This is a genomic window from Glycomyces dulcitolivorans (genome assembly GCF_003265355.1).
Taxonomy (GTDB): Bacteria; Actinomycetota; Actinomycetes; order Mycobacteriales; family Micromonosporaceae; genus Glycomyces; species Glycomyces dulcitolivorans.
The window spans coordinates 1-20104 of record NZ_QFRW01000305.1; the positions used below are offsets into that span (position 1 = coordinate 1).

19 protein-coding genes are annotated in these 20104 nt (G+C 71.4%); 7 read left to right on the plus strand and 12 right to left on the minus strand.

Annotation, left to right across the window (positions count from 1 at the left end; all coding sequences use genetic code 11):
* Positions 1-247: 247 nt before the first annotated feature.
* The 6 genes from rplS to proS form a co-directional block, all read right to left on the minus strand.
* Positions 248-598 carry a 50S ribosomal protein L19 gene (gene rplS / locus DI269_RS21235; RefSeq protein ID WP_112139550.1) on the minus strand — a complete coding sequence of 117 codons (351 nt, stop codon included), beginning with the start codon at positions 596-598 and terminating at the stop codon, positions 248-250.
* Positions 599-685: 87 nt separating this feature from the next.
* The gene (trmD, locus tag DI269_RS21240) at positions 686-1456 is read right to left on the minus strand and encodes a tRNA (guanosine(37)-N1)-methyltransferase TrmD (RefSeq protein WP_112139552.1); all 771 of its coding nucleotides are present in this window, start codon (positions 1454-1456) and stop codon (positions 686-688) included.
* Positions 1456-1953, minus strand: a complete 498-nt coding sequence (gene rimM, locus DI269_RS21245; protein ID WP_112139554.1) for a ribosome maturation factor RimM — start codon at positions 1951-1953, stop codon at positions 1456-1458. Before rimM ends, trmD begins: the two co-directional genes overlap by 1 nt.
* A 61-nt stretch (positions 1954-2014) precedes the next feature.
* Positions 2015-2245, minus strand: a complete 231-nt coding sequence (locus DI269_RS21250) for an RNA-binding protein (RefSeq protein WP_026922808.1) — start codon at positions 2243-2245, stop codon at positions 2015-2017.
* Between the two features lie 3 nt (positions 2246-2248).
* The gene (rpsP, locus tag DI269_RS21255) at positions 2249-2749 is read right to left on the minus strand and encodes a 30S ribosomal protein S16 (RefSeq protein ID WP_112139556.1); all 501 of its coding nucleotides are present in this window, start codon (positions 2747-2749) and stop codon (positions 2249-2251) included.
* 161 nt (positions 2750-2910) lie between these two features.
* On the minus strand, positions 2911-4317 hold the full coding sequence (gene proS, locus DI269_RS21260) for a proline--tRNA ligase (protein WP_112139558.1): 1407 nt from the start codon (positions 4315-4317) through the stop codon (positions 2911-2913).
* 154 nt (positions 4318-4471) lie between these two features.
* On the opposite strand from proS, the gene DI269_RS21265 reads away from it, so the two are divergent.
* The 3 genes from DI269_RS21265 (at position 4472) to DI269_RS21275 (ending at position 8815) form a co-directional block, all read left to right on the plus strand.
* A complete protein-coding gene (locus DI269_RS21265) occupies positions 4472-6850 on the plus strand; it encodes an HAD-IC family P-type ATPase (RefSeq protein ID WP_198667610.1) in 2379 nt (792 codons plus the stop codon).
* 115 nt (positions 6851-6965) lie between these two features.
* The gene (locus DI269_RS21270) at positions 6966-7922 is read left to right on the plus strand and encodes an ATP-binding cassette domain-containing protein (RefSeq protein WP_112139564.1); all 957 of its coding nucleotides are present in this window, start codon (positions 6966-6968) and stop codon (positions 7920-7922) included.
* Positions 7923-7957: 35 nt separating this feature from the next.
* Positions 7958-8815, plus strand: coding sequence for an ABC transporter permease (locus DI269_RS21275; RefSeq protein WP_112139566.1), 858 nt, complete (start codon positions 7958-7960; stop codon positions 8813-8815).
* Positions 8816-8876: 61 nt separating this feature from the next.
* Here DI269_RS21275 and DI269_RS21280 read toward each other — a convergent pair whose 3' ends face one another.
* A complete protein-coding gene (locus tag DI269_RS21280; RefSeq protein ID WP_198667611.1) occupies positions 8877-11861 on the minus strand; it encodes an ATP-binding protein in 2985 nt (994 codons plus the stop codon).
* Between the two features lie 298 nt (positions 11862-12159).
* Here DI269_RS21280 and DI269_RS21285 point away from each other — a divergent pair, with 298 nt between their 5' ends.
* Complete coding sequence (locus DI269_RS21285) at positions 12160-12636, plus strand: hypothetical protein (protein WP_112139570.1); 477 nt, start codon at positions 12160-12162, stop codon at positions 12634-12636.
* 56 nt (positions 12637-12692) lie between these two features.
* Here DI269_RS21285 and dapC read toward each other — a convergent pair whose 3' ends face one another.
* Together dapC and fdxA are read right to left on the minus strand one after the other, a co-directional pair.
* On the minus strand, positions 12693-13808 hold the full coding sequence (gene dapC / locus DI269_RS21290) for a succinyldiaminopimelate transaminase (protein WP_112139573.1): 1116 nt from the start codon (positions 13806-13808) through the stop codon (positions 12693-12695).
* Between the two features lie 3 nt (positions 13809-13811).
* Positions 13812-14132 carry a ferredoxin gene (fdxA, locus tag DI269_RS21295; RefSeq protein ID WP_112139575.1) on the minus strand — a complete coding sequence of 107 codons (321 nt, stop codon included), beginning with the start codon at positions 14130-14132 and terminating at the stop codon, positions 13812-13814.
* A 97-nt stretch (positions 14133-14229) separates the two neighbouring features.
* Between fdxA and DI269_RS21300 the strand changes: the two genes are divergently transcribed.
* Complete coding sequence (locus DI269_RS21300; protein ID WP_456298703.1) at positions 14230-15150, plus strand: GNAT family N-acetyltransferase; 921 nt, start codon at positions 14230-14232, stop codon at positions 15148-15150.
* Here the strand turns inward: DI269_RS21300 and DI269_RS21305 are convergent.
* Complete coding sequence (locus tag DI269_RS21305) at positions 15140-15628, minus strand: hypothetical protein (protein WP_112139580.1); 489 nt, start codon at positions 15626-15628, stop codon at positions 15140-15142. The two genes, DI269_RS21300 and DI269_RS21305, sit on opposite strands and share 11 nt — an antisense overlap.
* Positions 15625-16035 carry a hypothetical protein gene (locus tag DI269_RS21310; RefSeq protein WP_112139583.1) on the minus strand — a complete coding sequence of 137 codons (411 nt, stop codon included), beginning with the start codon at positions 16033-16035 and terminating at the stop codon, positions 15625-15627. The genes DI269_RS21305 and DI269_RS21310 overlap by 4 nt, the downstream gene beginning before the upstream one ends.
* Before the next feature lie 89 nt (positions 16036-16124).
* Between DI269_RS21310 and DI269_RS21315 the strand changes: the two genes are divergently transcribed.
* Positions 16125-17861: a SulP family inorganic anion transporter gene (locus tag DI269_RS21315; RefSeq protein WP_112139586.1), complete on the plus strand. Its 1737-nt coding sequence runs from the start codon at positions 16125-16127 to the stop codon at positions 17859-17861.
* Here DI269_RS21315 and DI269_RS21320 read toward each other — a convergent pair.
* The gene (locus DI269_RS21320; protein WP_198667612.1) at positions 17799-19349 is read right to left on the minus strand and encodes a heparinase II/III domain-containing protein; all 1551 of its coding nucleotides are present in this window, start codon (positions 19347-19349) and stop codon (positions 17799-17801) included. The genes DI269_RS21315 and DI269_RS21320 overlap by 63 nt on opposite strands.
* 98 nt (positions 19350-19447) lie before the next feature.
* Here DI269_RS21320 and DI269_RS27860 point away from each other — a divergent pair, with 98 nt between their 5' ends.
* Entirely contained in the window at positions 19448-20104 is a 657-nt protein-coding gene (locus DI269_RS27860; protein WP_198667613.1) for a MerR family transcriptional regulator, read from the plus strand.

A 20104-nucleotide genomic window follows, 5' to 3' on the forward strand; every position in this document is an offset into this window, starting at 1 on the left:
CCGGTCCGCCCATGCCGGGGCCGCCCGCCGCGGGGCCGTCGGGCAGCCGACCGGGGCGCTTCGGGGCGCCGGGGGGCACGGGGGCTCCGGGCTCGCCGGGGCCGGGGAGTCGGCTCCATTCGATGCGGCGCGGGCCCTTCGCCCCGTCGGAGGAACCGGGACTCATGACGATGAGGGTAGCGGAAAACTGCGAACAGCGAAAAACCCCGGGCAGGTGCCCGGGGTCTTCCGAAAGCTGTCGGAGGTGCTAGACCTCGCGGCGCTCCTTGATCTTGGTCGCGGCCTTGCCCTTGCGCTCGCGCAGGTAGTAGAGCTTGGCGCGGCGGACCTTGCCTCGCATGGCGATCTCGATGGAGTCGACCATGGGGCCGTGGACCGGGAAGGTGCGCTCGACGCCGATGCCGTAGCTGATCTTGCGGACCGTGAAGGTCTCGCCGATGCCGGCACCGTGGCGGCGGATCACGACGCCCTGGAACACCTGGACGCGGGACCGGTTCCCTTCCTGAATACGGACGTTCACCTTGACGGTGTCGCCGGGACGGAAGTCCGGCACGTCGGCGCGCATGGAGGCGGCGTTCAGCTCATCCAGAATGTTCATCGGTTTCAACCCTCGTTGATAAAGAAGTTCAGAAGTCCGGCCGGGAGAGGTACCGCTTGAACGAACGGCACGTCACGGGGAACCGTCTTACTCTGCCACACCCTGCTCCGGGGCGGCGAGCCCGGCTCCTTCGAGGAGGAGCAGGTCACGTTTGTCGAGGCTACCCGGGTCGAGCCGTTCCAGCAAGTCCGGGCGGGCCTTCGCGGTGCGAAGGAGCGCCTGCTCACGCCGCCAGCGGTCGACCTTTGCGTGGTCGCCCGAGAGGAGGACCGGCGGGATCTCGTGGCCGCGCCATTCGGCGGGCCGCGTGTACGCGGGGGCTTCGAGGAGCCCGGCGTTGTGCGACTCGTCGTCGAGCGAGGCGGCGTTGCCGAGGACACCGGGCACGAGCCGGGCCACGGCCTCCACGATCGCGAGGACCGCGACCTCGCCGCCGAAGAGCACGTAGTCGCCGATGGAGACCTCGGTGACCTCCATGGTCTCCGATGCGTGGTCGACGACCCGCTGGTCGATGCCCTCGTAACGGCCGCAGGCGAACATGAGCCACGGCTCGGCCGCCAGCTCGTGCGCCATCGCCTGCGTGAAGGGCCGCCCGGCGGGGCTGGTGACGAGCAGGCGGGGCTTCTGGTCGCCGGGGACCAGCTCGTCGAGGCACTCGCCCCACGGCTGCGGCTTCATGACCATCCCGGCCCCGCCGCCCGCGGGCGCGCCGTCGACCGAGTGGTGGACGTCGTGCGTCCAGCGGCGCAGGTCGTGGACGTTCAGGTCGAGCTGGCCCCGCTGGCGGGCGCGGCCGATGAGCGAGAGGTCGAGCGGCGCGAGGTACTCGGGGAAGACGGTGACGACGTCGATCTTCACTACAGCTCCAGCAGGCCCGGGGGCAGGTCCACGGTGATGACCTCGTTCTCGAAGTCGATCTCGGTGACCATCTCGGCGACGAACGGGATGCGCGCCGGGTGGGTGCCCTGGCGCTTGACGACGAGCGTCTCGTGGCCGGCGCCGTGCTCGATGCGGGAGACGGTGCCGATCTCGGTCCCGTCGGCCTCGACGACCTTGAGCCCTTCGAGGTCGTCGTCGCGGAACTCGTCGTCGCCGAGGTCGTCCTGGTCGACGTCGACCGACAGGAGGACGCCGCGCAGCAGCTCGGCCTCGGTGCGGCCGGGCACGCCCTCGAAGCCGACCATGGGCCGGCCCTGGTGCCAGCGCACGGTGACGGCCTTCAGCGGCCCGTTCTTCGTCGAGTACTCGATTCCGGGTTGGAACCGGGACTCGGGGTCATCGGTGCGGACCTCGACGATCAGTTCGCCGCGCAGCCCGTGGGGGCGCACGATCCGGCCGACCACGACCTCTGGCATGGGTACCTCTCCTTGCAGCACAACGGCCCCGGGGTTGTCCCCGGGGCCGGTTGCTTATGACTCAGTAGGAATCGACGACCTCGACACGGATGCCGCGCCCGCCGATCGAGCCGATGACCTGCCGCAGCGCGTTGACGGTGCGGCCGCCGCGGCCGATCACCGTGCCCAGGTCGTCCGGGTTGACCCGGACTTCCAGGCGCTTGCCGCGACGCGAGTCGACCAGACGGACACGGACATCGTCAGGGTGATCGACGATGCCTTTCACAAGGTGTTCAAGCGCTGGTCGCAGCACGGTCTACTCCCCTTTTTCGTCGGACGCCTCGGCGGCCTCCGCCTTGACCTCTTCAGTCTTAGCGGAATCGTCGGCCTTCTCGGCGGACTTCTTCGACTTCGTCGCGGGCTTCGTGTCGGCGGCCTTGACGGCGTCGTCCGAGACGTAGGCCTTCGACGGGTCGATACCGGACTCCTTGAGGGCCGCCACGTACAGCGACTCCTTCTCGGGCTTCGGCTCGGCGACCTTCAGCGGTCCCGGCTCGGGCAGGCCCTTGAAGCGCTGCCAGTCGCCGGTCTTGCGGAGGATGGCCTTGACCTGGTCGGTCGGCTGGGCGCCGACGGAGAGCCAGTGCTGGACGCGGTCGGACTTGACCTCGATCCGGGACGGGTTCTCCTTCGGGTGGTAGATCCCGACGTTCTCAATGACCTTGCCGTCTCGCTTGACCCGCGAGTCGGCGATGACGATGCGGTACTGGGGAGTACGAATCTTCCCCATACGCGTGAGGCGAATCTTCACTGCCACGTTCTTGTTACTCCTGTAATAAGGATCACGCAGCACGCACGCAGTCCAGGGGAATCACTCCGGATTGCGTTCGCGCTGAAACCTGGCTTTGCGTCACGGTTGTTGAGAGGGCACCCGTCCCAAAGCTCATGTACAGCGACCGACTCTACCGCACGCGCGGATCAGTACGACCGCGCCAGGTAGGCGATGAGACCGGGTTCATCCAGGGAGTCCGGTACGGAGCCGTCCTCGCGTTGCAGGACCCGGACCGTCACCGAGGACTCGGCGGCCTTGCGCTCCCCTTCGACGCCGCAGGCGTCCCAGGGCAGGCGGGCGTAACCGGTCTGCGCCGCCTCGACGGCCTCCTCGACGGTGGCCGCGTCGGCGGTGTGCGACTCCCGGAACTCCAGGGCCTCGTTCCACAGCTGGTCCTGCGCGCCCTGGAGCGCGGCGGCGACGGCCTCGGCGAGCATCCCGAGCGGGACGGTCTCCTTGGTGCCGGCGACGCGCGAGACCACGGTGGCCTCGCCGTTCTTCAGGTCGCGGGGGCCGATCTCGATGCGGACCGGGTAGCCCTTGAGCTCGGCGTCCACGGCGCGGCGGCCGAAGGCCACGTCGCCGCGGTCGTCGAGCTTGACGCGCAGGCCGTCGCCCTTGAGTTCGTCGTAGACCTTCCGCGCGGCGGTCTGGACCTCGTCGGTGTCCTTGACGACCATGACGCAGACCTGCACGGGGGCGAGGTTCGGCGGGACCCGCAGGCCCGCGTCGTCGCCGTGACCCATGATGAGGCCGCCGATCATGCGGGTCGAAGTGCCCCAGGAGGTGGTCCAGCCGTGGGCCTGCTTGCCGTCCTTGCCCTGGAACTGGATGTCGAAGGCCTTCGCGAAGTTCTGGCCCAGCTCGTGGGAGGTGCCCATCTGGAGGGCCTTGCCGTCGCGCATGAGCGACTCGACGGCGAACGTGTTCAGGGCCCCGGCGAAGCGCTCGGCCTCGGTCTTGATGCCGCGCAGCACCGGCAGCGCCAGCACGTTCTCCATGAAGTCGGCGTAGACCTCGTGGAGGATGCGCAGCGTGAACGCGTGGGCGTCCTCATAGGACTCGTGGACGGTGTGCCCCTCCTGCCACAGGAACTCCGAGGAGCGCAGGAACAGGCGGGTGCGCAGCTCGTAGCGCATGACGTTGCACCACTGGTTGAGCAGCAGGGGCAGGTCGCGGTACGAGTTGACCCACTTCGCCATGTACTCGCCGATGACGGTCTCGGAGGTGGGGCGGATCGCGAGCTTCTCTTCGAGCTCCTTGCCGCCGCCGTGCGTGACCATCCACAGCTCGGGGGCGAAGCCCTCGACGTGGTCGGCCTCCCGGGTGAAGTAGGACTCGGGGATCAGCAGGGGGAACGAGGCGTTCTCGGTGCCGGTCTCCTTGATGCGCGCGTCCATCTCGGCCGTCATGCGCTCCCACAGGGAGAACCCGGACGGTCGGATCACCTGCGAGCCGCGCGCCGGCCCGTTCTCGGCGAGTTGCGCCTTGGCGATGACGTCCTGGTACCAGCGAGGGAAGTCCTCGCCCTGCGGTGTGAGTACATTGGCCATAATCAGGGATTCTACGGGCCGGACCGCGCCCGGCCGCAATCGGATGAGGCCGCGGGAGACGCGCGCCGCCTCCGCAGAACGGCCGAGGGGCGAATCCGGCGTCTCGGTCCTTCGGCGGTGATACAGCACAGCGAACGTCGCATAAGCTGTCGACGTGACAACACCCATGCTGGCAGGCGACCGCGGCCTGACGGCCGCCGAGGTGGCCGAGCGCGTCGAGGCCGGAGCCGTCAACGAGGCGAAGCGCCACACGAGCCGACCGTTCTCCGCGATCCTGCGCGCCAACCTGTTCACCCCGCTGAACGCCGTCATCGGCGTGCTCGCAGTCATCGCCGTCACGTTCGGCGGCTGGAAGCAGGGCCTGTTCGCGGGGGTCATCATCGCGAACATCCTCATCGGCACCATCCAGGAGCTGCGCGCCAAGCGCACCCTCGACAAGCTCTCGCTCATGAACCAGGCCAACGCGAAGGTCCTGCGCGACGGCGAGGTCCAGGAGGTCGCCCCGAACCGGATCGTCAAGGACGACCTCGTGTTCGTCGAACCCGGCGACCGCATCGTCGTCGACGGGCCCGTCGTCGAGTCCCGCAACCTGGAGATCGACGAGTCCCTGCTGACCGGCGAGGCCGACCCCGTCGCCAAGACCCCCGGCGACGAAGTGCGGTCCGGGTCCTTCGCCGTCGCCGGCACCGGCCTGTTCCGGGCCGAGCACATCGGCGCGGACTCCTACGCCGCCAAGCTCGTCGAGGAGGCCAGCAAGTTCACGCTGGCCCGCTCCGAACTGCGCGAGGGCATCAACCGCTTCATCAAGCTCATCAACTGGCTGATCGTCCCCATCGCGATCCTCCTCATCGTCAGCCAGGCCGCCGACGCGCAGAACTGGCGCGAGATCATCGTCTCCACCGTCGCCGGGATCGTCCCCATGATCCCCGAGGGCCTGGTGCTGCTCACCTCCGTCGCCTTCGCCGTCGGCGTCGTGCGCCTCGGCGCCCGCAAGTGCCTCGTGCAGGAGCTCCCCGCGATCGAGGGCCTGGCGCGCACCGACGTGCTGTGCCTGGACAAGACCGGGACGCTCACCGAGGGCGGCATGGACGTCGACGAGATCCGCCCCATCGACGGCACCGACGCCGCGGCCGCCCACGAGGCCCTCGCCGCGCTCGCCGCCTCCGACGACAGCCCCAACCCGACCATGCAGGCCGTCGCGGCCTACTTGGGGGACAACGAGGTCGGCGACCCGCGCTGGCGCGTCATCGACGTCATGCCGTTCTCCTCCGCCCGCAAGTGGAGCGGCACCCGCTTCACCGACCACGGCAACTGGCTCCTCGGCGCCCCCGACGTCCTCCTCGACTCCGGCGACCCCGTCGCCCTCGAAGCCGACGTCCTCGCCGCCCAGGGCCTGCGCGTCCTCGCCCTCATCACCGCCGAGACCGCCTCCACCACCGGCGGCGTCACCGGTGTCAAGGCCCAGGCCCTCGTCGTCCTCCGCCAGCGCCTGCGCTCGACCGCGGCCGCGACCCTCGCCTACTTCAAGGAGCAGGGCGTCGCCGTCAAGATCATCTCCGGGGACTCCCCCGCCGCCGTGGGCGCGGTCGCCGCGCAGCTCGGCGTCGAGGGCGCCGCGGACACCGTGGACGCCCGGCGCCTCCCCGAGGACCCCGAGGAACTCGCCGACCTGCTGGAGCGGGCCACGATCTTCGGGCGCGTCAAGCCGCACCAGAAGCAGACGTTCGTGCGGGCGCTCCAGTCGCGGGGCCACACCGTGGCGATGACCGGCGACGGCGTCAACGACGTCCTCGCGTTGAAGGACGCGGACCTGGGGATCGCGATGGGCTCCGGTTCGGCCGCGGCCCGTTCGGTCGCGCAGGTCGTGCTCCTGGACGACGAGTTCGCGACGCTCCCGCACGTGGTCGCCGAGGGCCGGCGGGTCCTGGGGAACATCGGGCGGGTCTCGAACCTGTTCCTCACCAAGACCGTGTACGCGATCGCCTTGGCGCTGTTCATCGCCGTGGGCGCGTCGATCGCGTGGATCGCGGGCAACGACCCGCTGCCGTACCCGTTCCTGCCGATCCACCAGTCGCTCATCAACGCGTTCACGATCGGCATCCCGGCGTTCTTCCTCGCACTGGCCCCGACCTTCGACCGGGCCCGGCCCGGGTTCGTGAAGCGGGTCCTGAAGTTCGCGATCCCGGCGGGGATCTGCTGCGCGGTGCCGACGTTCGCGGTGTACCTGGCGGCGCTGGCGCACGACGGCTACGACTCGCAGCAGCCGCAGACGACGGCGGCGATCACGCTGTTCAGCCTCGCGCTGGTGGCGCTGGCGATCGTGGCGAAGCCGTACACGTGGTGGAAGGGCCTGCTGGTCGGGGTGTGCGCGGGCGCGTTCGTCCTGGTGCTGGCGGTCCCGCCGTTCGCGCGCTTCTACGAGCTGGAGCTGCCGGGCGTGTGGAACACCACGGCGGCGGCGATCGCGATCGGCTCGGGCGTGGCGGCCCTGCTGTTCTGGCTGGTCCTGCGCCCGAAGCACCTCCGCGACTGATCTGACGAATAGCAAACCGGGGCCCCGCTACATCGCGTGTAGCGGGGCCTCGCGGTTTCTGGCGGGCGTGTAGCGCCTCTTGGGTGAAGGCAGTAATTCATTCAAGGAGCTGATCATGACTCGCGAGACCGCGATTCGGGCCGAGGGGCTCGTCAAGCACTTCAAGGACATCAAGGCCGTGGACGGCGTGGACCTGGAGGTCCCGGCGGGGACCGTGTACGGGGTGCTCGGGCCGAACGGGGCGGGGAAGACGACGACGGTGCGGATGCTGGCCACCCTGCTGCGTCCGGACGCGGGCCGGGCCGAGGTGTTCGGGCGCGACATCGTCGAGGACGCGGCGGCGGTGCGCACGCAGGTGAGCCTGACGGGGCAGTACGCGTCGCTGGACGAGGACCTGACGGGGCTGGAGAACCTGGTGCTGCTGTCGCGGCTGTACGGGTTCGGGAAGCCGGCGGCGCGGTCGCGGGCCGGGGACCTGCTGGAGGCGTTCGGGCTGGCGTTCGCGGCGGGCAAGCAGGTGAAGGCCTACTCGGGCGGGATGCGGCGGCGCCTGGACATCGCGGCGTCGATCATCATCACGCCGAAGCTCCTGTTCCTGGACGAGCCGACGACGGGCCTGGACCCGCGCAGCCGCAACCAGGTGTGGGAGGTCGTGCGGACGATCGTCGGCGAGGGCACCACGGTGCTGCTGACGACGCAGTACCTGGAGGAGGCCGACCAGCTGGCGAGCCGCATCGCGGTCATCGACACCGGGAAGGTCATCGCCGAGGGCACGCCGGGGCAGTTGAAGTCCTCGGTGGGCGCGGGGTCGATCAAGCTGCGGCTGCACCACACCGACCAGCGCGAGCACGCGAAGACCGTCCTCGCGGAGGCGCTGCGCGCCGAGGTCGAGCTGGACGACGACCCGGTGGCGCTCACCGCGCGGCTCCTGCCCGGGCAGGACAACGCGGTGCAGGGCGCGCACGCACTGAGCGAGCTGGCGAAGGCCGGCATCCTCGTCGACGACTTCTCGCTCGGCCAGCCGAGCCTGGACGAGGTCTTCCTCGCCCTCACCGAGCGCGTCGACGCCTGAGACAGCGGACTTTGAGAGAAGAGGAAGAACCGATCATGGCTTTCACCGACACCAAGACGAGCACCGATCAGGACGCGCCGGCGCCGGTCGAGAAGGACCGGCTGCGCAAGCTCCTGGCTCAGGGCGAGCGGCCGTCGCCGCCGAGCGCGTTCGCGTCGGCGCGGGCGTTCGCGTGGCGTTCGATGCTGAAGATCAAGCATGTGCCCGAGCAGCTGGGCGACATCCTGATCTTCCCGATCATGATGCTGCTGATGTTCACGTACCTGTTCGGGGGCGCGATCGCGGGCGGGACCGGGGACTACCTGCAGTTCCTGCTGCCGGGGATCATGGTCATGAGCATCGTGATGACGACGATGTACACGGGCATGTCGGTCAACATCGACATCCACAAGGGAGTATCGGACCGGTTCCGGACGCTGCCGATCTGGCGGGCCGCGCCGATGGTCGGGTACCTGCTGGCGGACGTGTTCCGCTACGCGGCGGCCGGGGCGGTCATGTTCGGCACGGGCCTGGTGATGGGCTACCGGCCGACGGGCGGCTTCGACGGCGTCCTGCTGGGCGTGGGGCTGCTGCTGGTGTTCTGCTTCGCGTTCTCGTGGCTGTGGACCTGGCTGGGGCTCATCGCCCGCTCCGAGAAGACGGTCATGTCGATCTCGATGTCGATCCTGTTCCCGCTGACGTTCCTGTCGAACGTCATGGTGGACCCGGCGACGATGCCCGGCTGGCTCCAGCCGGTCGTGGCGCACACGCCGATCAGCCAGCTGGTGGACGGGGTCCGGGGCCTGTTCGACGGGAACGTCGAGGCGTCCGCGGTGATCACGACCCTGATCTGGTCGGCCGGGTTCACGGCCGTGTTCGGGACCCTGACCGTGCGGGCCTACAACCGCAAGTAAGACTCGATTCACAACACCCGGCGGGGCCGGGAGGGCAGGTGCCTTCCCGGCCCCTTCGCGTTCACAGGTTCCACTCGGGGGCGCCGGGGCCGGGCCGGTAGGCGCAGGACGAGCCGGTGGTGACGGCCTCGCGCAGGTGGCCCCCGAGGGCGGGGTGGCCGTCCTCGATCTTCTTGAGGGTGTTGCGGATACGGTTGGTGACGGACTTGCGGGCCCGCTCGTGGTTGTCGCCGAGGCGGCGGGCGCGGCCGCCGAGCCCGGTGGCGGCCTTCAGGTGCTCGATGAGGGTCTGGCGCTCGGCGTCGAGGGCGGCGGCGCGGGCGTCGTCGCCGACCGCGGCGGCGGTGTCGATCTGCTCGTCGAGGGCCTCCAGGTGCTCGCGGAAGCGGGCCCGGGACTCGGCGTCGAGGACGTCGTCGCCGCCCAGGCGCGCGTCGGCGGCGACCGCCTCGGACGGGTCGAGCAGCACGGCCGCGGCGACCTCCTCCCCCGGGTGCGAGAGCAGCTCGTGCAGGTCGGCGAGGCCCTTCGCGTGCGGCAGGTGCAGGACGGTCCCGGCGTACGCGAGCGTCCAGGTGGCGCCGTCGCGGCGGAACACGTCACCGGCAGCGGGGGCGGCGGGCACGGGCGGGGATTCGAGGCACGCGAGCGCGGCGCGGGCGAGGTCGGACCAGGGCGCGGCGTCGAGCAGGTCGGCCTGGTCGACGGCGGCCCGGAAGTGCGCGGCGGCGCGCCCGGGCTCGTCGAGGACGGCGGCGAGCGTGCCGAGCCAGTGGCTGATGGGCCCGGCGATGCTGATGCCCCACATGGAGACCAGCCACTCGCCTTCGAAGGGCGCGAGCCGGTCGTAGACGTCGCGCGCCAGGTCGGCGTCGCCGTCGGCGACCGCGAGTTCGGCCTCGAAGCGCAGCATGAGCGACTCCCACGAGCCGTACATGCCGTCGGCGGCGGCCAGGCGCTCGCGGACGAAGTGAGCCCGGCCGGTCTCGCCGCGGCGCAGCGCGCTGATCCCGGCGAGGAGGTCGGCGTACTGGTCGCCGTAGTGCGCCCGGTGCGCCGTGGACGTTTCGGGGGCCTCGCCGCGGGCGAGCTGGAGCTCCCAGCGGAGGTGGTCGACGAGGTCGAGGTGGGCCCGCTCGCCGTCCATGAGCGCGGCGGCCTCGCCGATGCGGACCTCGGCGGCGTCGAAGCGGCCCTGGACGATGTCGACGATGGCCTGGTCGACGCTGGAGCCGCCCCGCCAGTGGTCGGACTCGGCCGCGTCGGCGAGGGTGCGGAACTCGGCGAGCTGCGCGAGGAACGCCGGGTCGCCCTGCTCCAGGAGCACGACCCACCGCAGCGAGGAGGAGAGCAGCCGCATCTCCTCGTCGCCGGTGCGGCGGGTGATCTCGGCGAGCTCCTCGACGATCTCCTGGCGCTTCGCGGCGGTGCCGGGGCCCCAGTTCGCGGCGTGGGAGGCCCACAGGCCGAAGGAGATGTCCTCGTCGTCGCCGGACTCGCGGGCGGCGATCATGAAGCGGTACAGCAGCTGCCGGGTCAGCGCCTCGTGGTCGAGCCCCGACTCGGGCGGCTCGCCCGCCAGGCCCTCGTAGGCGAGGGTCTTCAGGCGCACCAGCTCGGGGACGCGCTCGGCCTGGGGCGCGCCCATGGCGGCGCGGGTGAGGAGCATCGGGTCGCCCAGGTCCTCGGCCTCCTGGAGCGCCAGCGCGTAGATCCCGCGGGCCTCGTCTTCGCGCCGGAGCCACCACACGGCGTCGGCGAGCTGGATGCGCAGCTGCACCCGCTTGCGGGTCATGGCGGGCGTGCACCGCTCGACGGCGCGGCGGAAGTACTTCTCGGAGCTGGAGACGCTCATGCAGGCGTTGGCCTTGGCGCCGGCGCGGGCGAGGAGGTCGACGGCGATCACCGGGTCGAGATCGTCGCCGGCTACCCACGCGTGGTGGGCGATCTCGGTGACGAGCATGTGCTTCTTGAGGGACTGGTCGGCGACGAGGGCGCGCACGACGCAGCCGTGGTGGTGGGCGGCCTCGGCGGGGTCCATCGAGTTGTAGAGGGTCTCGCGGACGAGGTCGTGGACGAACACGTACCGGTCGCGTTCGCGGCGCACGAGCCGGGTCTGGCAGGCGAGGTCGAGGGCGGCCTCGATGCGGAACAGGTCGATCCCGGCGGCCTCGGCCATGACGCCGGCGTGGAACTCGCGGCCGCCGACCGAGGCGAGGGTGAGCATCCGCAGGATCGGTTCGGGGAGCTGGTCGATGCGGCGGCGCAGGGCGTCGCGCATGCCGGCGCTGGTGGCGTCGACGGGTTGGCCGGAGGCCCACAGGAGCGCGGACTGCTCGACGAAGAACGGGTTGCCGCCGGTGCGGCGGGTGATCTCGGCGACGGTGTCGGGGTCGGGGGCGGACCCGGCGGTGGCCTTGACGAGTGCGGCGACGCCGTCTTCGGTGAGGCCGTCGAGGCCGACCATGGCGGCCTTGCTGACGAGCTGGAGCATGCGGCCGCGGAGGCGGTGGCCGGGGTCGATCTCGGAGTCGCGGTAGGTGCCGACGAACAGGACGCGTTCGAAGAAGGTGTGCTGGCAGGCGAACTTGAGCAGCTCGATGCTGGCGGTGTCGCAGAAGTGGAGGTCGTCGAGGACGATCAGGAGCGGGCGCACCCGGGAGGCGTTGATGAGCAGCTGGGTGACGGCGTCGTGGAGTTCGAACTCGACGGTGCGGGTCGCGTCGCCTTCGCCGAGGAACACGTCGATCGCGGGCGCGGGGTGGAGGGACTGCCAGGTCTCCTCGCCGAGGCGGCCGCGCAGGGACCGCAGGACCTGGAGCCACAGCCAGTTGTCGGGGACGGCCTCGGAGTCCCAGGAGGTCGCGAAGGCGACGAGCAGGTCGTCGCGGCGCCGGGTGGCGGCCTCGGTGACCAGGGCGGTCTTGCCGATGCCGGCCTCGCCGACGACGAGGACGAGGCCCCCGTGGCTGGCGGCGGTCCGGTCGACGGCCGCGCGCAGCGCGGAGGCGGGGTGGTCGCGTCCGATGAGCAGCGAGTCAGTCACCCGACCAGTGTGGCCGAAGGGTCCGACGCCCGCCACTCGGTTCGGCCGTCACTGTCGGGATTCCGACGCTGGGTTTCCGTGGCATTCCCCCTGTTCAGGGAGGGTCCATAAGCGAGGATTCGAGTATTTGCCCGTCCGGTTTCGCAGAAGCGGCACGGGAGTTACGGGGAGTACATAAAGTCCTACGGAAAGTTAGGTAACCCGGTGCCGAGGAGCGGTCGGGGTCGTCCCCACCGACGGCCTTACAAGGCAGGACCGCTCCGAGCCGGGGGGCCGACGATCCACAGGAGCAATCCTCATGTCCGAGTCCATGTTCAGCGAAGAACGAGTCACGACTCCGAAGAAGACCTGGCGTATGGCGGTCATCGGCCTCGCCGTACCGGCGGTGATGCTCGTCGGCGCGCCGGCGGCCATGGCGGCCGAGACGACCGATCAGCTCCAGCCCGTCACGAGCGAGCAGTTGCCGGTGCCGCTGCCGGACCTTCCGGTGCCGGGCGGGCTGCCGGACCCGGCGGCCCTGGTCGACCTGCCGGCGCTGCTCACCTGCGTCACCGACCTGCTGGACAAGCTCGGGGGCGTCGCGCCGGTGCCGCTGCCGGACGTGCCGGCCGGAGAGGCGGAGCAGCTCCCGGGCCTGCCGCTGCCACTGCCGCTGCCGACGGACCCCGGCTCCTCGCCGCTGCCCGACGTCTCGGCGCTCAACGACAAGTGCCAGGCGGCCCTGGCGAACCTGCCCGACGTCCCGGTCCCGGACGTCCCGATCCCGGCCGAGTAACGGACGCAAGGAGAAGGGGCCCGCAGCCGATCCGGCTGCGGGCCCCTTTCACATGCTCACTTGAGGCGCCGCGCGGCGTCCGCGATCGCCTCGTCGGTGGCCGTCAGGGACAGGCGCACGTGGCGGTTCCCCCTGGGGCCGTAGAACTCCCCCGCGGCGGCGAGGATGCCGCGCTCGGCGAGCCAGGACACGGTGTCCCAGCAGTCCTCGTCGCGGGTGGCCCACAGGTAGAGCCCCGCGGTCGAGTGGTCGATGCGGAACCCGGCGGCCTCGACGGCGGCGCGCAGGACCTCGCGGCGGCGCCCGTACCGGGCGCGCTGCTCGATCGCGTGCTCCTCGTCGTGCAGGGCCGCGATCGTGGCCCGCTGGACCGCCCACGGGACCATGAAGCCCGCGTGGCGGCGGATCTCCAGGAGGTCGGCGACGAGCGCGGGGTCCCCGGCGAGGAACGCGGAGCGGTACCCGGCCAGGTTCGAGCGCTTCGACAGCGAGTGCGCGGCCAGCAGGCCGGTGAGGTCGCCGTCGTTGACGCGCGGGTCGAGGACCGACACCGGCGGATTGTCCTCGTCCCAGCCGAGCGTCAGGTAGCACTCGTCGGAGGCGAGAACGACGCCGCTGTCGCGGGCCCAGCGGACCAGGTCGCGCAGGTGCTCGACCGAGGCGGACTCGCCGGTCGGGTTCGTCGGGTAGTTGATCCACGCCAGGCGCAGGCGCGAGCCGGCGGCGTCGCGCGGGTCGGCGACCGGGACGGGCTCGGCCTTGGCGAGGATCGCGCCGATCTCGTACGTCGGGTACGCGATCTCGGGGTAGGCCACGGTCTCACCGGCGCCGATGCCGAGCTGGAAGGGCAGGTTCGCGACCAGCTCCTTGGAGCCCACGGTGGGCAGGACCGCGACGTCCTCGGCGACCCCGGTGTGGCGGTGCAGCCACGAGCGCATCGCCGCGGTCAGGTCCGCGGGCCCGGCGACCGTGGGGTACCCGGGGAACGCGGAGCCCTCGTCGAGGGCCGCGCGGATCGACTCGGGGACCGGGTCGACCGGCGCGCCCACCGTCAGGTTGATGAGCCCGCCCGGATGGGACGACGCGCGCTCCATGAACGGGGCCATGCGGTCCCACGGGAAGCGCGGCAGCCGCCGCGCCGGGGAGGCGCTGTGGAGGCGGCGCAGCGCCATGCGCTACTCCTCTTTCGCGGGCAGACCGGCCACGAACGGGACGTCGCTGTCGATCTTGCCGACCTTGGAGGCCCCGCCGGGGCTGCCGAGGTCGTCGAAGAAGTCGACGTCGGCCTTGGTGTAGGCGGCCCATTCTTCGGGGACGTCGTCCTCGTAGAAGATCGCCTCGACCGGGCACACCGGCTCGCACGCACCGCAGTCGACGCACTCGTCGGGGTGGATGTAGAGCTTCCGGTTGCCTTCGTAGATGCAGTCGACGGGGCATTCTTCAATGCAGGCCCTGTCGAGCAGGTCCACGCACGGCTCGGCGATTACGTAAGTCACGAGTCGTCCTTCCTACAGCGCGCAGTCGGGCGGACTGCGTTGAGATGAGCCTAAAGCTTATTTCCTCTTATAGACCCGAAGGCTTGGGGTGCGCCAGATGCTGGGACCGGAGAACGTCGGCCGTCGCGTGGCGGTTCGGATCAGATTGCAGGACGCCCGGCCCGGTCGTCGGTTCACGGACATCACGGGCGAGCTTATCGAGTTCGGCCCGGAGCACTGGCGCGTGCGGCCCGCCACAGGGGCAGTCGTCACCATCGACACCGCCGACGTGGTCGCGGCGCGGCCGATCCCGCCGAAGCCGACCCCGTTCTCCGAGATCATCGGACTGGAGCGCCTCCTGGCCGCGACCTGGCCCGCGACCGAGACCGCCGAGCTCGGCGGGTGGCTGCTGCGGGCCGCCGGCGGGTTCACCAACCGCGCGAACTCGGTCCTGGCGCTCACCGCGCCCGAAGGCGGCACCGACGCGGCCGTCGCCGCCGTCGAGGCCTGGTATGAAGCTCGCGGGCTGCCGCCGAAGTTCTCCCTGGCCGGGCCGGTCACGCGGCGCCTTGAGGACGAACTGGCCGCGCGCGGCTGGACCGCCGAAATGGAGACCGTCGTGATGGTCAAAGCGCTCAAGGAGCACGCGTACAAGGGCGAGGTCGTCATCGCCGACGCCCCGAGCGCCGAGTTCCTGAAGCAGGCCGACCGCGGCTTCCCCGAGACCGCCGAGCGGGTCTTCGGGTCCGGGCCGGGCCGCGGCTACGCCGAGATCCGGCGCGGCGGCGTCCTGGTCGCGCGCGGGCGCGGCGCGATCGCCGAGGACCTCCTGGCAGTCACGAACGTCGGCACCGTCCCCGAGCTGCGCCGCCAGGGGCTCGGGACCGAGATCCTCGCCGCGCTGGAGGCGTGGGGCGCCGGAAACGGAGCGGCGCGCGCCGCCCTCCAGGTGGAGGCCGACAACGCGCCCGCGATCGCGATGTACCGGCGGCTCGGCTACGCCGAGCGCTACCGGTACTGCTACCGGATCAAGCTTTAGCGGCCTGGGCCTTCTTCGGGCTCGCCTTGGCCTCGAACGCGATCTTGGTGGCCTTCAGCTCGCGGCCGTAGCGGTCGACGCCGAGGGCCATCACGATGAGGAAGCCCACCCAGCCCGACAGGGCCAGCAGCGCGAAGTAGATCGGGACCTGCGAGAAGACCCCTTGCAGGTCCGGGTAGTCGACCCGCGCGATGAGCGGGTTGACCAGCACCGCGAACAGGGTCGCGATCAGGAAGATGACGAGCAGCTCGCCGGTGATCTCCCGGCGCGGGCGCCGCACGCCCCACCAGATCCCGGCCGCGACACCGACGGCGGCCATGGCGCCGAAGGTGTACACGCCGACGAGGTCGCCGACCGCGGTGCCCTCGCCCCACACGTTCGAGGCGATCCGGCCGCCGAGGTTCGCGGCGATCAGGCCCAGCGCGAAGCCGTAGATCGACGGCCAGTGCGGCATCAGGAGGCGGCTGAGGAGGGTCACTGTCGGGACTCCTTCGGGGCAGAGGGGGCTTGCTGCGGTCTCGGACGAAAATACCGCCACAGCGCGACGGCGATCCCGGCGGTACCGGCCAGGAGCAGCGCGTAGCCGTTGAAGCCGCTGCTGATCACCAGCGAACCGGCGGACGTGGGCATCGACGCGGTCAGGACCACGCCGAACCAGGCGAGCGAGGTGACCAGCGCGCCCCACCGGCTGCCGGTCCACCACACCGCCAGCGCGGCGAGCGACCAGTTCCCGGCGAACGCGAACGCCCCGGCGAGCGGGATCGCGATGCCGCCCCAGTAGGTCGGCACCAGGAACGATTCGATCAGGGCGGCGAGGACCGCCGCGGCCGCCGCGACGACCGCGCCGCCGACGCGGACCGCCGTCTCCAGACCTCTCGCACGCACGGTGGCGATCCTACGGCAGCAACCGAACCGGTCGCCGCCCCGGCGCGTTGGAGTCCCGCTCCCGTACCACCGGACGGGACAATACGCTCATGACCACGATACGAGAGACAACTGCTACGAAACGTCGACGATTCCGACAGCTGTTTCCCGAACGGTCCGACTTCCTCCACGTCCGCCGCCACTGGCACTCCGACCTCCTCGCCGGGCTCACCGTCGCGGTCGTCGCGCTGCCGCTGGCGCTGGGGTTCGGCATCGCCTCGGGTCTGGGGGCCTTCGCGGGCCTCATCACCTCCATCATCGCCGGAGTCCTCGCCGCGCTCCTGGGCGGCTCGAACCTCCAGGTCACCGGCCCGACCGGGACGATGGCCGTGGTGCTCGTGCCGCTGGCGGCCACGCACTCGCACACGGGCGTGATGCTCGTGGGCGTCATGGCCGGGCTCATGCTCGTCGCGCTCGCCCTGCTCGGGGCGGGCCGGTACGCGCGGTACGTGCCGGTCCCGGTGGTCGAGGGCTTCACGGCGGGCGTCGCGATCGTCATCGCGGTGCAGCAGCTGCCGTCCACCCTCGGCCTGCCCTCACAGAACGCGCACTTGATCACGGGCGCTTGGGAATCGGTGCGGGCCTTCGCGGCCGCCCCGGACTGGGCGCCCGTCGCGGTCGCGACCGGCGTCGTGGCGGCGATCCTCCTCGGGTCGCGCCTGCACTCGCAGATCCCCACGCCGCTGCTCGCGGTGGTCGCCGCGACCGCGGTCGTCTGGTTCGCGGAACTCGACGTCGACGTCATCGGGTCGCTCCCGCGCACCATCCCGGCCCCCGAGGCCGGGTTCCTCGACTTCGCGTCGGAGGCCCCGCAGCTGCTGGCCGCCGCGGTCGCGATCTGCGCCCTGTGCGCGCTGGAGTCGCTCCTGTCGGCCACGGTCGCCGACAACATGACCGTTGGCCGCCACCACAACCCCGACCGCGAGCTCCTCGGGCAGGGCGTGGCGAACCTGGTGACGCCGTTCTTCGGCGGCATGCCGTCCTCGGGGGCGCTCGCGCGCACGGCGGTGAACGTCCGGTCGGGGGCGGCCGGGCGCCTCGCGTCGCTGACGCACGCACTCGTACTGGCGCTCATGATGCTCGCGCTCGCGCCGCTGGTCGCGCACGTCCCGCTCGCGGCGCTCGCGGGCGTGCTCATCGCGACCTCGATCCGGATGATCGAGGTCGGGTCGATGCTGGCGCTGGCGCGGTCGACGCGCGCGGACGCGGCGGTCATGTGGCTGACGCTGGCCGCGACGGTGCTGTTCAACCTGGTGTGGGCGGTGGCGGTGGGAATCGCGCTCGCGGGGCTGCTGGCGCTGGGGCGGATCTCGCGGTCGGTGTCGGTCGAGGAGGAGCCGATCGACTCGGGCGACCACCACGACGAGGAGGCGGCGCTGCTGCACGAGCACATCGTGGCGTACCGGCTCGAAGGCCCGCTGTTCTTCGCGGCGGCGCACCGGTTCCTGTTGCAGCTCTTGGACGTCGCGGACGTGCGCGTGGTGGTCCTGCGCATGAGCCGGGTGTCCACGATGGACGCGTCGGGGGCGACGGTCCTCGCGGACGCGATCAAGCGCCTGGAGCACCGCGGCATCGCCGTCTACCTGTCCGGCCTCGAACCGGTGCACGCCAAACCGCTTGAGGCCCTGGGCATCCTGGAGCCGCTGTGGCAGCAGGGGCGCCTGTTCGAGCACACCAGCGAAGCGATCGCGGCCGCCCGCCAGCGCCTCAAGGCCGACGGGCTCCTAGAGCAACTCGAAGCGGAGGCCGGGGGCTTCGGCGGGGAGGCCGAAGCGGAGCGCCCATAGGCGGTCGTGGAGGCCGCGGTGGTCGACGGTGTCGACCGAGTCGACGACGGCGTCGTCGGGGTTGACGCCGTGGAGGATGAGGGTGCCGCGCTCCCCGGTCCAGACGGCGCGGTCGCCTTCGAGTTCGGGGCGGATGCGGCTGACGAACGCCTCGGTGAGCTCGGGTCCGAAGTCGCCCAAGGCGATCCCGTCGTCGGTCCACGCGAACTTGCGGATGAGGGCGCCGTCGCCGTACGCGTCGACGTAGACCTCGACGCCGTCGGGGCCGTCGACGAGTTCGGCGCGGGAGTCCTCGCCGGCCTGCTGGGAGGCGCCTTCGACGGTGGGCACGGAGTGCCAGGCGGCGGAGGGGTGGACCTGGTCGTAGCGCTCGTCGCCGAAGTAGGCGGCGGTGTACTCGCCGGCCCCGGCATCGCACAGGAGCTGCTCGCCGTCGACGGCGACGATGAACGAGCCGAGGTCGAGGTGGTTGTGGGGCTCCTCGTTGTAGCCGCCCTTGACGGCGAGGGCCCACATGCGCCGGCCGATCTGGCGGCGTTCGACGAACCAGCCGACCTCGGGCAGGAGCGTGCGGGCGGGCTCGATCGACTCGGGCAGGGGCCGGCCCCATTCGAGGGTGCGGGTGAGCGGGGCCCAGCGCGCGCACTCGTCCTCGGCGAACGTCTGGGGGCGGGACGCGGCGGGCGGCTGGGCGCCGAGGCGGTCCTGGAGGCGGGTGAGGAGCCCGGCGGGCAGGAGCGGGTCGGCGTCGGTGTCGCCGAAGGTCGCGAAGGACCCGGGGTAGAGCTGGGCGCGGGCGGGGAACGCGGCGATGGCCTCGTTGCCTTCGAGGAGGTCCTCGCCGGTGGCCTCGCGCCAGGCCTCGGCGAAGTAGGTGAAGTAGCCGAAGCCGTAGATCCAGTAGTAGACGCCTTCGACGCAGCCGCCGTCGGGCCCGAAGGAGAACAGGTAGGACTGGAGGGCGGGGAGGACGCGGCCGCGGATGACGTCGGTGTCGTAGCCGAGCGCGAGCGCGGCGAGCCCGGCGGCGCCGGCGCACACGGCGGTCCAGTTGGAGATCCGCAGCTCCCACCAGAACGGGAACTCGGACTCGAAGAACGGGTCGAGGACGCGCTCGCGGATCTCGGCCTCGACCTGCTCGGCGCCTTCGACGTCCTCGCGCAGGCGCAGGATCTCGGCGAGGGCCTGCGCGGTCTCGCACGCGAACAGGTCGACGCAGGTGCGCGGGTCGAAGTCCTCGCCCCAGTGGGCGGGCAGGGCCCAGGAGCGCTCCTGGCAGACGTCCTTGATCAGGGAAGAGAGCGTCGAGGCCTCCCCGGCGATGGCGAGCGCGGCGAGGTGGCGGCGGCGCGCGAAGTACTGGGCCTCGTACGGCAGGCGCCGCCCGGTCGCGGCGAAGTCGTCGGCGAGCGCCGGATCGAAGTCCGGCACCGGCAGCGCGGCGATCTCGCGGAGCTCTTCGAGCAGGGCCGTTCTGAGGTCATCCATCGGCCTTCGCCTTTCCGGTGAGGAGGGGTTTCGGGGCGGGGGATCCGGCCGTGGCTCAACGGTAACGCGGGCGCGCATTCCGTCATAGACTGCCTCGTATGCGCATAGGGGAGCTGTCGGAGCGGACCGGCGTTCCGGCCGCCACCATCAAGTACTACCTGCGGGAGCACCTGCTCCAGCCGGGCGACCACGGCGAGGGCAACACCGTCGAGTACGGACCCGCGCACGTGCACCGCCTGACGCTCATCCGCGCGCTCTCGGAGACCGCCGGGCTGTCGGTCGCGCAGATCGGCGAGGTCCTGACGGTGCTTGGGCGCCACCAGGACTCGGCGTTCCAGGCGCTCGGCGCGGCCCTGGCGGCGACGCACCGGGACCCGACGTTCTCGCTCGCGAGCGAGGGCACGACCGAGGCCGCCGAGCGCACCGTGGACCAACTGCTCGGGGAGTACGGGTGGGCCGAGGTGGCGCCGCCGATGTACCGCGACGCGATGGTCACGGCCCTGAGCGCGTTCTACCGCTTGGGGAATCCCGACCCGCAGGAGGTGCTGGGCCACTACGCGGACGCGGCGGCGGCCCTGGCGTCGGCGGACATGGAGGCCATCGCGGAGGCCACGAAGGTCGAGGGCGTCGACGCCGAGCAGGCGGTGGTCGCGACCATCCTGGGAGAGACGGTGTTCGCGGCGCTGCGGCGCATCGCCCACATCGCGGCCTCGGCTCGGACGCAGGCCGCGCAGGGCCCTTCGGGCACAATCTGA